The organism is Vibrio rhizosphaerae, assembly GCF_024347095.1.
GTDB lineage: Bacteria > Pseudomonadota > Gammaproteobacteria > Enterobacterales > Vibrionaceae > Vibrio > Vibrio rhizosphaerae.
In genome coordinates, this window is the sequence record NZ_AP024903.1 from 132,197 (window position 1) to 145,584 (window position 13,388).

Here is a 13,388-nt window from a genome sequence, read left to right on the forward strand (position 1 = left end):
TTTGAAGGTGGCACAATGGAATGTAATTCACTGTCACAGTTCAGTACTGTGCTTGAAAAGCTCAAAGACAATGCGGAGAGAACACCAGATAAGCTAGCTTTGAATGGTGATTTAGGGTCTGTATCTTATGCCTTACTGGAAGAGCAGTCTGAACAGCTGGCGTCTCAACTGATTAAAGATAAAGGGATCCGAGCGGGGAATATTGTGCCCCTCGTCGCTGGACGAACAAATAATAGCTTGATCTGTATGCTGGCGCTGTTAAAGGTACGAGCCGTTGTTTATCCGATTGAGGTAACAAATTTCAACGCGGATACTCAGAAAGCTTTGATGAATGACTCTGAACTTTCTTTTTCAGACACATTATTTGCATCTGATCTGAGTATAACACTTGATCAACTCGTTGTAGGAGCAGAGACGAACGATTTACCTGAAACGGGTATTGAATCGGGGGGATTTCTTTATTTTACATCCGGCAGTACAGGTAAGAAAAAACCTGTGTTTGTCAGTGCTGAAAACATCAGCCAGCGTATTGCCAATACAACCAGAGATTTGGGGTTCGACTGTCACTTGAAGGCACTCTGGTGCTGTAGTGTTTCATTCGACATCTCTCTTTTCGTGACACTTTCTACACTATATTGTGGTGGTACTATCATCACTCCACGACACGTATATCTGAATGAAATCTCCGGTTATCTGAATACCATCAAGCAATATAACGTCAACTTTATTAATCAGGTGCCTTCCTTCATTCAGGCGCTTTGTGAATTTTCTGATTTTGAAGAAAAGGTAAAACTAAAATATCTGTTTCTGGGCGGAGATGTTTTAACGAAAGATGTGCTGATGCAGACACTGTCCTGCTTTGATGCTGATGTGGTTGCGAATATTTATGGTCCGACTGAAACAACCATGCTTGCGACTCACTATGTTATCGATCAGGAAAATTATCACAATCTGAACTGCTTGCCGATTGGCAAACCTTTCAGCGGTACAGTCATTGAAATTCTTGATGAGAACATGCAGCCCATGCCATACGGTGAGGTCGGTGAAATTTATATTCGCGGGATCGGTATGTGCCGGTATCTGAATCATGATAATAGCAGCTTTATCACTTGTGACTCAGGGACAGTGGCTTATCAGTCTGGCGATTTCGGATATATTGATGCCAATGGTGACGTTGTTTTCGAAGGGCGACGGGACGATCAGGTCAAAATATCCGGTGTCAGGTTAAGTCTTTCGGAAATCGAGAATCATATCTTAAAGGACAATCACCTTGTAGGTCGTGTCCGTATTGCCAAGCTTTCCGATGATATAAAGGCGGTCTTAAATACTGACTTACTCGTATTTTATATTCTTGCTGACTCTGCAAAAGCAAGGCAAGTGCCTGAGTTTACAAATGTCATCCCTCCTTCTGTCAGATATCGGGCCATTCGTCTGGATCATTTTACTTACAATGAAAATGGAAAAGTCGCAATTAAAGAAATGATCGCGACTTATGCCCATTTTCTGAGTGAGCAAAAATCAACTGTTCCTATATCTCATGATGATCCCCGAGAACAATTGGTTAAAACCATTCTGGGTATCGATCATTTTGACCATTCAAAATCCTTCAGGGAGTTAGGCGGTGCCAGTTTAGTGGCACTGAAGTTGAGAGCCGAGATGAAGAAGCAATTCGGCATTGAGATCAAGATCAGAGACCTCCTTACATCGAAGCAATCGTTAAAAGAGTTGATTGGAGCTGTATCAGATGCATGACGTTTATAGTTCTTACACACCATGGCAGAAGGCACATCCTCAGCAGGCTGTGCTGTACAACATGTTTCTTGAAAATGCTGAGAAGTGTGATTTATATAAAATCAGTCAACTTTATCGGGTACATGATTGTACCGTGGAACGTCTCAGTAAATCTATTCAGAAAGTCATTTCTGATTTGCCTGTGCTGGGTGCACGATTCAGATGCACAAATGATGTTGTGGAAGTGTGTTTTGCCAATCGGTATACACCTTCGGTTGAGCAGAGACAAGTTAGTGAAATATTGTCGTCGCATTCGTTTACCCGTGCAGATATAGAACAGGGTGAGCTGGTCAAAGTATCGATCTGGCCCGGAGAAGACTGCTGTCAGTTTATTCTATCCATTCATCACATTGTTTGCGATGCACGTTCTATTGCATATATTGAAACCCAGCTTGAAAAAGAGCTGGCAGGTAAACTTGGGCTGTCCACAGCATTGGCGGATCTCACGCGTTATCAGGACTACACCAATGAAGTTATTGCCTGGCATGACAGTGAGGAGAAAGTGGTACAGCTCAGTTACTGGCGGGAGCTGCTGACGAACTATAAATCGGACTTAGCCTTGGTCAATCTAGAAAAACAGAACGATCGGGCTGACGATGCCGCTTTTTCTTTTGCGTTTCAACTTGGGGAGCCGGCAGTGCATCGGTTCAATCATGTGGTTGAGTCTGCTGAAGTGACGCCTTTTATTCTGATGCTGGCGCTTACTGAGGTTTTTATTGCCAGACATTTTGATCAAGAGAAATTTATTCTGAATGTAAGTCTGGACCAGCGTAATTATTGGAACGCGTCCACAGATGTCGGATTATATTCAAGTTATCTACCCGTATGTTGTTATGTGAAACCTGAGCAGCATTTTGATGCTCTTTTGGCTCAGGTTCAGGATGATTTCTATGAAGGATTGAGCAACGGGAAAGTTTCACTGTTCGATCTGATTATGGAGTCCAGAGTCGATGTAACACGGGCTTCTGCACTGCTGGAATTTACGGAAAGTACCGAGATATACGGAGCTTTGGAATATCTAAGCTCTTTCAATGAGAAAACTGATTTTCCGTTGGTGATTTCAGCTAACCGAACGGCTTCTTCATTGAATATTAAAGTGGAGGGACGAGCTGACCATTACCAGAATGAATCAAGATTCCATGGAATGTGTCTGGCTTTTCAACAGCTGATTGAGAAATTATTGTTACACCCAGATACCAATGTTGCAATCAATAAAATAAATAACGACGTTTATCAAAAGACGAAAGAGCAGCTGTCATTTCACAGTCAACCCAGTCATCTTATCCGTGAATTTGAAAAGGTCGTACAAGAATATAACCAGTGTCCGGCAATCCGGTTTGAGCAGGAAATTTATACCTTTGACTGGCTGAATCAGAAAGCGAATAAGATTGCGAGAACATTAATTAATGCTTTTGAGATTCGGCCACATGCAACGATATGTATTCTGGTAGAACGTAGTGCCCTGTTACTGCCGATTATTATCAGTATTCTCAAAATCCGAGCCCAGTATGTACCGCTGTCTCCATATGATGGAGAGGCGCGGTTACGTAGACAGCTTGAGCTTGTTCAACCGGATCTGGTAATCACTAGTCAGGTATTTGAAGGAATGCTGAATGGCTCTTGCTCTGAAGTCATTGTCACGGATCGGGCGTTATTTGAGTCTGATGAAAGTTCTGAGAATCTGGCGCTGGCATATTCTCCAGATGACATCGCATATACTATTTTTACGTCGGGCTCAACGGGGATGCCGAAAGGTGTAGTCGTTTCTCATCAGGGCATAACCGATACAGTGCTCTACCGTCAGCATTACTATCGACTGGATAGCCGTGATGTCATTCTTCAGTATCCATCTGTGTTTTATGACTCGGCAGTCAACGACTATTTTTCTACTTTACTGTCTGGCGCGTCGCTGGTGTTGTTTCCTGACAATGACAGAAATGATGTTGCCGCATTAGCCCAGTTGATCAAAAATCATCAGGTTACCCATTTCATGATGGTCCCTGCGATTTATTTCGCTTTGTTAGAAAGCCACTCCGGCAGCCTGAAAGGAGTCAGACAGGTTGTTTTATGCGGAGATAATCTCAGCATATCTTTAATTCACCATCATCAGAAGAGTCTGCCGGAAACCGAGGTTTATAACGAATATGGCCCGGCTGAAACGTCAGTTTGGAGTACTGTTTATCAGTTTGGTCCTGAAGATGATGAGGTGCTGATTGGCAAAGGTATTGCTCATCATTTGGTTGATATTATTCATCCAAAGTGGGGGCTTTGTTTTGACAATGAGATCGGTGAAATTTGTGTTAGTGGTCCGGGACTTGCGCAAGGATATTTGAAAAATCCGGTGGCAATGGAAGAGAAATTTGTCCCCCATCCGATCCACGGACAAAGAATGTATCGGACTGGTGACCTAGCGTACCGTAATATGGCTGGGGAATTGCGCTTTGTCGGACGGGTTGATAATTTCGTAAAAATAGCCGGTGCTGGCGTTGAATTAGAAGAGGTCGAGCGGGTTGTTGGTGAAACACTTGCAGTGAATCGTTTTTATCTGGTTCATGTTGAAGGAGACGACAATATTGGAACGTTGCTGTGCCTGTATGAGCCGGGGACGAACACCGAATTATTGAATCGTGGGCGATTACAGACATTTCTCCCTGCCCGAATGGTCCCGACACATTACATTGACATTGCTGAGATTCCGCTGTCGGTAAATGGAAAAGTAGATAGGAAAGCCTTAAAGCGTATTGCACAGGATTATCTGGACTCGCTGGTTCAAACAGCTGCATTCTCGGCAGCGGATCAGCTTCGGCAAATCTGGCACAAGACGCTGGGCAACGTGGAAATCTGTGAGACTACCAGTATTTATGACTTGGGGGCATCGAGTTTGGATTTCATCCAGTTGTCAAACGATCTGAATGAATCACTGGCTCATCCTATTCCATTGAGAGAATTGATGGCGCATTCAACCTTCAAGGAATGGTTATCACTTTATGAAGCGGCAACAAAGAATCGTCAGAATCATTCAATAGCCTGTGATGTCTGGAGCGCTTCCGCTTCGGCTTGTCGTTATCTGGTAACGAACTTACTCCAGCAGGACAAATCAATCTTTAATATTCTGGATTACTGGAAGCTTGATAGCGAATGTCCGGTAGCTTATCTGAGTTTGGCTTGTCAAGCGGTTATTCGTCAGCATGGCATTCTGTCTTCTGCATTTCTGTTCGAAAAAGGAAGGATCACAAGTAAGCCTGTCACCGTTGATATCGATCAGGTTTATCAGGAACTAGAGATTCAGGAAGGTTCGCTGGAAGACGCACTCAACCGAATATTCAAGCGCAACTTATCTCTGTCAACCCAACTCTTTCAGTTTTATTTATTGCACTCCGGTACAGAACGATATTTCGTTATGTTAATTCATCATGCCATTGCGGATGTTTTCAGTATTGACAGAATCATCGCGGATATCGAAAGGCATGTTTTTGTTGCCAGCGGAGTGGAACACCGTGACTTAGAGGCTCACGGTGAACATCATGCAATCGATGCAACGTATCTCCGTGAGGCCGAGCAGTACTGGGAGCAGAATCCTGCAGGGGATGAATCTTACCTGCTGAACTTGCCTGTAGACTTTCCCAGAGAACAAAAAAGTGGGGAGGGCCGTGTTTGCCATCATGTTCTGACCGGCTTAAGACGTGTAGTTGCTTCTGCTTCCCTACGTTACCGAACCACCGAATTTAGCGTGCTGTCATCGGCTCTGGCTTTGATGTTAAGTGACATCACCCAGTCCTCACGGGTGTCGTTTGGCTTTCCATATAATATCCGCCGCTTGCTCAATAGCGAGGAAGTCGGCTGCTTTTTAAATCCGATCCCAGTCGCAATGGATATCGAGGTGCATACAACAACCGATCAGGTCATTCACGCTGTATCTGAGACCATTGCCGACAGCATGGCCTATGGCGCGTATCCGTTCGAACGGATTATCTCGGGCAAAGGTATCAAGTGGCCTAAAGGGCGTTTTCCGCTGTTTGATGTCGGCCTGACGCTAGAGTCGTTGGATAGACCAGAAATACCGAGCTCAAAATACTTTATCAAACAATCATTTACTCCTGAACGTGTGTTTTCTCAAAATGACTTTTGGTTCTATATCAATTTAGAACAGGACGATATCGTGCTGGATGTCTTGTTTGATACTTCACTGTATCGCGAGGAAAGCATTGCACATTTCATTGCAGTGTTTTCCCGAAAGCTTTATGAAATTGTCAGCTCTAATCAGGTCGCGGTGTCGTTATTATGAACTCATTTAGTCAAAGTCGCTTACTTCAGTCTCTGGAAAGTGTTGCGGTGAAGTCTTGTCAGAAAACAGCGGTCATCTACCAGAATCAGGCGGTGACTTACTCGGAATTGTATGCCTTGGCAGACCTGTATCGACATCGGCTCCATCGCAGTTCCCCCGGTAGTCATTATGTTTATCTGTATCTGGATAAAGGCATTGAACTCATCGCCGCAATTCTGGCTGTGATTCAATCGGGTCGGGCATTTATCCCGGTTGATGCCAATACACCGTTGCTTCGGCTGAATCAGATTCTGGAGGATGTGGCGGATGCGTTTGTACTGACAGAAAAACGTCTGGCCGCCAATATTGATAGCCGGATTCCTTTTGACTGTCTTGACCAAGCAATCGAGGGAGAGGACATATCTCTGCCGCCCCAAAAAGCCACAACAGACCGTTCGAGTTGTTATGCTATTTATACCTCAGGCAGTACCGGCCGTCCCAAAGGCGCCATTATTTCTCATCAGGCATTGTTGAATGTGATTGAGCAGTCGATTGCTGATATGGCGATAGAGAGTGACAGTAAAATCCTGCAGTTCTCCTCGATTGGATTTGATGTTTCAGTGTGGGAAATTTTCACATCACTGTTGAGTGGCAGCATCCTTGTGATCGCGACCAATGAGCAGCGTTATGATTTGGATGCCCTTCAAACACTGATTCATGACAAGGCGGTGGATACGACCTTTTTTATGTCGACTTTCTTAACCCATTTGCAGCCGGAGCAATTTCCAACTATTAAAACGGTGGTAACTGGCGGAGAGATGTTTGGTGAAAAGATTGTAGAGCAGTGGGCCGATGATAAGGCGTTGTTCTACGTGTATGGTCCCACCGAATGTGCCATTTTCCAGTCCATTGTGCGATGTGATAACAATGGTTCATCGGTGCCCACGGTCGGACACCCGATTGCCAATATGCGTTTTCATCTTTACGACGTCGCCGAGAACGAGTGGGATGTCTTTGAATTGGGGATCTCGGGGATTGGCGTCGGACACGGCTATTTGAACCGGGAAAAACTGACGAAAGAGAAATTTGTTCAGGATCATCAGGCTGGCGTGATTTATCTGACGGGGGATCTTATCAAAAGGCGCCCAGACGGTGAGTTTGATTTCTATGGGCGCAAGGATCGGCAGATCAAAATACAGGGATATCGGGTCGAAATCGGAGAGATCGAAAAAACTATTCTTCGGCAGCCGGGGGTTGAATCGTGTTGTGTGGTCGTCGTGGCGTTAGCACAGTCTAAATTACTGTATGCCTATATTGTATTAGTAGCGGATTCAGGTGTGACAGAAGCTAGTCTGTTAGACGCATTAAAAGAAGAATTACCCGGATATATGATCCCCGCTCAGGTCGAGCTTATGGACCGTTTGCCTAAAAATCAAAACGGCAAGATAGACAGGAACCAGCTCAAAGCGCAGGCGACTGAAACACTGCGGAATCATTCTACACCTAGTTCGAAAGTGCTGACAGAACATGAAGCCATATTGGCGGCATATTGGAAGAAGCTGTTGAAGGTTGAAACTGTCAGTCAGGAGGATGATTTCTTTCTGTTGGGGGGCACCAGTGTTCTGGCCATTCGGCTGGTCGCGGAACTTTCCGGTTATGCGCTGAAGTTTTCAGATATTTTAGAGCTGCGAACCTTAGCCAAAATGGCGGAGAAAATGGTTTCCTTTGTTCCCGTGACTGAAGCTGCAACGGCAGTGAATATACAAATCGGAAAGACAAAATCGACCCATACACAGGCAAGCATTTGGTTTGCCTGCTTGAGCAGCGAACGGACTGATATTTATGATCTCAGCTACGCCTATCAGCTTCAAGGCAATATCGATTGTGCACTTTTGCTGAAAACCCTGACAACGCTGTTAAACAAACATGAATCATTGAGAACATCCTTAAGGCTTGAGGGTGAAAATGTCCTCCTCAGGGTTGGAGAAGCAAACATGATCCGGCAGCACGATCTGTCCGGTGAGTGTGCTGAAATTGTACATCAGCGGGTCGAAGAAGCCTTGAGAAAACCGCTTGATATTGAAAATGACATTTTCTCTGCGGTTGATGTTTTTGATACCGGTGACGAGATTTTTCTGGTGATGAAAGTGCATCACACCATCTACGACGGCTGGTCACATGATGTTTTCCTGAAGGAGCTGGAGTCAGTTTACTTGGGTTATTGTCATGGAGACGAGTCTGTAGCGGTTGAGGGCGCATTGCCTGTTGCGAGTATCTATCAGCCTAAAATGGTTACGGATGCAGAAAAAGAGGACGCTTGGCTCTATTGGCGTCAGATTCTAAGCCATGGCGCGGTGGCAACCGTGCCTGCATGTACTGGGCAGACATCGTTCCCAAGCGGGCATGGCGGTCAGCACTCCCGAAAGCTGGATGATAGATTAGTTGCCTCAATACAACAGTTTGCATTTGACAACAAACAAACCCTTTTTGTGGTGCTGACATCTCTGGTGCAACTCGTGATCCGGAGTTACAGCATCAGTGAGCAGGTGCGATTAGGGACGGTCCGGGCAAACCGTGAACAGAAGGCACACCTTCATCAAATTGGCTTATACGCTGAAACATTCTTGCTAAATAACGTGATCACTGAACAGAGTTCTCTGAGTCATGTGGTCAGTGCATGTGAGCGAAACCTGATTGAATCAGCAAGGCATGATTGTATTCCATATATTGAGTTGGTTTCTGAATTTCCGTCCGCTGCAATCCAGTACTGGGTCACGGTTGTCGACCCCGAATTTGAACCGTTTCATGGAGAGGCTTCAATCCAATGGAAAAAGTTGCCTCTTCAGGTTGAAACAAACCTGTTTGATTTGAGTTTTATTTTTGAATCTGTAAACAACGACATTTATTTGAATTTAGTATTTGCCAGAAATTTGTACTCAGAAGACAAAGTTTCAGAAATATTAGCTCGGTTCGAACAGATCACTACATGCTTTCTGGAGGAACCTGAAACCAGTTTTTCAGCATTGTCTGAAAACTTCATGTTCTCTGTCCGGAATGAGTCTGCACATGAGTGATTTCACCAAACTTTTTAGGATTTGCGAATGTCAGTTTTTAAAAGTGTGCTAGAGCTATATTGTTGCTCGCCAAGTTTTCTCAGTGAACATCCTGCAATTTATACGGATAGCGGGGTGGTGTCATATCGTGAATTAGAGTATCGGGCAAATGCTGTTCGGGAACTTTTATTCCGACATGGGGTTTGTCAGGGAGACATTGTTAGTGTTTGTCTGCCTAAATCTGCAGATGCAGTAGCGGTCATGCTTGGTGTTATGAAGGCTGGAGCGGTATATCACCCCCTTAATTTCGATGCCCCGTCTGAGCGAAATCATCGGATTATGGCCGATGTCCAACCGAAGATCATCGTCCATACCGATAGTACATGCTGTTATACCAGAGACTATCCGGTGATCACTCTTTCAGTCGATCTTCCGAGTGAGCATTCGAATCGAGATGCGCTCATTCACCCCAGAGATGCGGCTTATGTTGTCTCGACGTCGGGTTCGACAGGGCATCCGAATTCAGTTTTGATCCGTCATGAATCGATTGAAAATTATATTACCTGGAAGCTGGCGTATTACCAGTTTCATGCCGGGAGTATGAAATTACAGTTTGCTCCCTTGTCGTTTGATAGCGCAATCTCAGATATTTTATCGATGTTGTGTTGTGGCGGTGCTTTGTATTTGGTTTCGGCAGACAAGCGTGCGAACTGCGACTATATCATGGAGCTGATCGGTCGGTATCCCATCACGTCGTTTGCCATTGTCCCAAGCCTATATAAGCGCCTGTTGTGCTTTTCCGATGATGTGGTGCATTCCCTGGATACGATCACACTTGCCGGGGAAGAGGTCACGGCAGAGATATTGGCGGAGCACCAGCGTCAATTTCCAGATGTCAGGGTAGTGAATGAGTATGGTCCATGTGAGTGTACGATTGGGGTTGTGGCATCGGATGTCACGCATCACGCAGGTTCGGAAACACCACCTATTGGCCGAGCCATTACCAATACTGAGGTGTTTATCCGTGATGCAGAGCCGGATGAAGCCGGGCGATATATCGGAGAAATTTGTATTGTTGGTATCAGTGTAGGAAATGGTTATTTAGGGAGAGAGTCGGAAACACGTCTAAAGTTTCTGCACCATCCGGACACAGATGAACCATATTACTGCACGGGAGATCTGGGGTATGTGAATGCAGCTGGCGAGCTGGTATTTGCCGGCCGGAAAGAGCGCACAGTCAAGGTTGCTGGAAACCGTGTCAATCTTATTGAAGTTGAGACAGCCATGAATCAAGTACAAGGCATTTCGCAATCAGCCGTTATTTTTCATGAAGAGCGGTTAAAAGCACTTTGTGTGGCAGACCGAACTGTGGCATCTATTCGCCACGCACTGTCCGAGCTTATTCCGGACTATATGATACCTTCGGTCATTCAATTGTCGGACATTTTGCCGATCAGCCCAAATGGCAAGAAAGATTACCATCAGATAACGGATATATTCTCACGGCAGAACAAGCAAATGAATATGGCTGATTTACGGGTCGAAAATGTCGTAATACAGCACTGGAAAGCAGTATTAAATATTCCATCTTGCAGGCTGACTGACAACTTTTTTGATATTGGTGGGAATTCTCTCCTATTTATCGATTTAATCATGGATATAACCAAAGCTTTTGATATCAGTATTGACCTTTCACAACTGCTGGAAAAGTTAACGCTTCAGGAACAAATATCCTACATTGAGAACTTAATAAAAGATAAATCTAAGGAAATAAATGAATAACGAAAATGCAATCAGCAAGAATAAAAACTTTCTGTTGCTGATACAAGGAATGTTTATCAGTGTATTTGGTGCACAATGTTACTTTATTGCCGAATCTTTGGTTGTAAAACATCAAACGGAATCAGGTCTGATGGTCGGTGTTACGCTGGCACTTTCAGCCATTCCTTATCTAATCTTTGGGACGCTCGGTGGTGCCTTTGCTGATCGCTATAATAGAAAAAACATCATTGTATGGTGTGATGTCATTTCAGCGCTGGCTGTGTTGAGTCTGGCTTTTGCGCTTTTTCTCGAAATAGATTTTTTGGTTGTCCCTTCAGTCATCCTTGCAGGAGTTACACTGAATATTGTGATGTGTTTTTTTAACCCAGCGAGTCGGGCTATGATGCCAATGTTGGTGGATAAAAGTCAGTTGTTGAAAGCCAATTCGTTGTTTAGAACGTTAAAGAATATTAGTGAAGTTCTGGGTCAGTCTTGTGCCGGATTTCTTTATACTTTGCTGGGACCGGCAATGCTGTTTTTTATCAACGGGATCACCTATTTGTCTTCAGCTGCTTCTGAATCAAGGATTAAAGTTGCATCACCGGAACACGCTGCAGACGAATCGCAAGATGAGCAGAGGCTTGGGGATCATATAAAAGAAGGTTTTTCGATTGCCGCTAAAGTCCCAGGTCTGTTAGCTGTGATTATCGCACTGGGTCTGATGGATTTATTTCTTGCGCCATTAATGACCTTCTTACCGTTTTTTGTTGAAAACTCCCTGGGTTTGAGCACTTACTGGTTCGGGATCATGTTCGCTGCGCTTTCCGTTGGCGCTGTTTTGGGAAGTTCTCTCAGTAGCCTAATCAAAATCCCGGAACGTGTTGCTCCGGTATTGATCCCTGCATTTCTGGTCGGAACTGGTTTATCCCGATTATTCATGGGGCTTTCCGGAAGTCCTTGGCTGGTCTTTATCTGCATCCTGATGGAAACCGCGACGGCTGTTATTTTCTCCATTCGTGCAGAAGTGATTATTCAGAGTAATGTCGAGTCAAAATACCATGGTCGGGTCTTTGGGCTGCTGGGTATGGTGATGGGAATCTTTACACCTATCGGTATGGCGCTGGGCGGTGTACTGGTTGACTTAGCGCAGGAGCACTTGGCGGCATATATTACTGGCTCGGGGATAGCACTGACACTGATTGCTGTTTCATTCATGTTGAGTCGTAATTACCGGCAATTTTTCAAGGTTAGAAAGGATGAATCCGTCGAAAATGAGCAAGCAATTGTCTGAATATATGACTCGGCAAATGGAGCCGAAAATTCAAAACTACATTCTGTTTTTCGGTGGGATATGGCTTGTTACTTATCTCATTTCTGATACCGGATTGAAAAGGGGGGTCAATGGACCATCGTGACTTAGGACTGAAACATTCGATATTTCAGCATATTGGGGAATACAGCATTGAAGCGCTATTCCGAGTCTCTAAAGACTATGGAAAAAAGTACGGTGTGATCGGTGTTGAAAAAGGAGAGCTGATAGAGCGAGAGGTTTCCCGTCTTCAGCTTGAAACAGATGAGCGGCCAGTGATTGGGGACTGGGTTATTTGTCAGGAATTGCAGGGGGACGAGGTAATTACAGCGCTTTTACCGCGTGAAACTCAGCTTGCTCGGACCCGCTCCAGCGGAGCGCAGCAGGCAATCGCAGCCAATATTTCTCACATTTTCATTACGACCTCCATGAATGCTGAGTTCAATTTGAACCGTCTGGAGCGATATCTGGTCCTAGCCAAAGCTTCGGGAGTTCAGCCGACAGTTGTGCTCACAAAGCGCGATCTGGTGGATGATCCGTCTGAGTATGTCAATCAAATTGCCCAGCTTGATCCAAGTCTGTTGGCACTACCGGTCAGCACCCAAACGGGTGAAGGACTCGATGAGTTGTTGTCCTTAATTCAAAAAACAGATACCTGTGTGCTGATTGGTTCATCAGGCGTCGGAAAAAGCTCGCTGATCAACTTCTTGCTTGGTGAGGAGGTACTGGAGACTCTAGACATTAGTGATGAAGGCGCTCGGGGAAGTCATACAACGTCGAATCGATTTCTGTTCATGCTCCCGACTGGCGGGCTGATTATCGATTCTCCGGGATTACGCCAAGTTGGAATCGGGGCATCGACGAAAAATGTTGAGGAAACCTTCTCCGATGTTGAGGCGCTGGCAGATAACTGCCGTTACCGCAATTGCACCCATGAGAAGGAAGAGGGCTGTGCTATTCAGGCTGCATTGGCTGACGGTAGTCTGTCCCCCAGACGTTATAAGTCGTATCTCAAGTTGATGACGGAATCACGCTATGCGGATAATCCTGAAGCATTTCAGCGCGAGCGACACAGACAGTGGCGTCAGGTGACCAAGAATCGAAAAGAAAAAGAGAAAGTTCTGGGGCGCTACAAAGAATTTTAACCGTTCTCACAACTGTCTGCTTTAGGTTTATCGAGTGGCCAATGAGAGTGGGTGCGATGAGGCTT

The 13,388-nt window shown here is 45.0% G+C and carries 6 protein-coding genes; all 6 read left to right on the top strand.

Translation table 11 applies throughout. The annotated features are described in order from the left end of the window. Nucleotides 1-15: 15 nt before the first annotated feature. The 6 genes from OCV37_RS00550 to rsgA all read left to right on the top strand — a co-directional run bounded on the left by OCV37_RS00550 (nt 16) and on the right by rsgA (nt 13,323). Complete coding sequence (locus OCV37_RS00550) at nt 16-1,752, top strand: non-ribosomal peptide synthetase (protein ID WP_038178918.1); 1,737 nt, start codon at nt 16-18, stop codon at nt 1,750-1,752. Then, nucleotides 1,745-6,076 (top strand): non-ribosomal peptide synthetase, encoded by a 4,332-nt coding sequence (locus OCV37_RS00555; protein WP_038178916.1) that lies wholly within the window; start codon nt 1,745-1,747, stop codon nt 6,074-6,076. Before OCV37_RS00550 ends, OCV37_RS00555 begins: the two co-directional genes overlap by 8 nt. Further along, nucleotides 6,073-9,129 (top strand): amino acid adenylation domain-containing protein, encoded by a 3,057-nt coding sequence (locus tag OCV37_RS00560; RefSeq protein WP_038178914.1) that lies wholly within the window; start codon nt 6,073-6,075, stop codon nt 9,127-9,129. The genes OCV37_RS00555 and OCV37_RS00560 overlap by 4 nt, the downstream gene beginning before the upstream one ends. A 27-nt stretch (nt 9,130-9,156) precedes the next feature. Continuing rightward, nucleotides 9,157-10,890 carry a non-ribosomal peptide synthetase gene (locus tag OCV37_RS00565; protein WP_038178912.1) on the top strand — a complete coding sequence of 578 codons (1,734 nt, stop codon included), beginning with the start codon at nt 9,157-9,159 and terminating at the stop codon, nt 10,888-10,890. Next, nucleotides 10,883-12,160, top strand: coding sequence for an MFS transporter (locus tag OCV37_RS00570; protein WP_038178909.1), 1,278 nt, complete (start codon nt 10,883-10,885; stop codon nt 12,158-12,160). Before OCV37_RS00565 ends, OCV37_RS00570 begins: the two co-directional genes overlap by 8 nt. A 110-nt stretch (nt 12,161-12,270) precedes the next feature. Beyond that, entirely contained in the window at nt 12,271-13,323 is a 1,053-nt protein-coding gene (rsgA, locus tag OCV37_RS00575) for a ribosome small subunit-dependent GTPase A (RefSeq protein ID WP_051680371.1), read from the top strand. Nucleotides 13,324-13,388 lie beyond the last annotated feature (65 nt).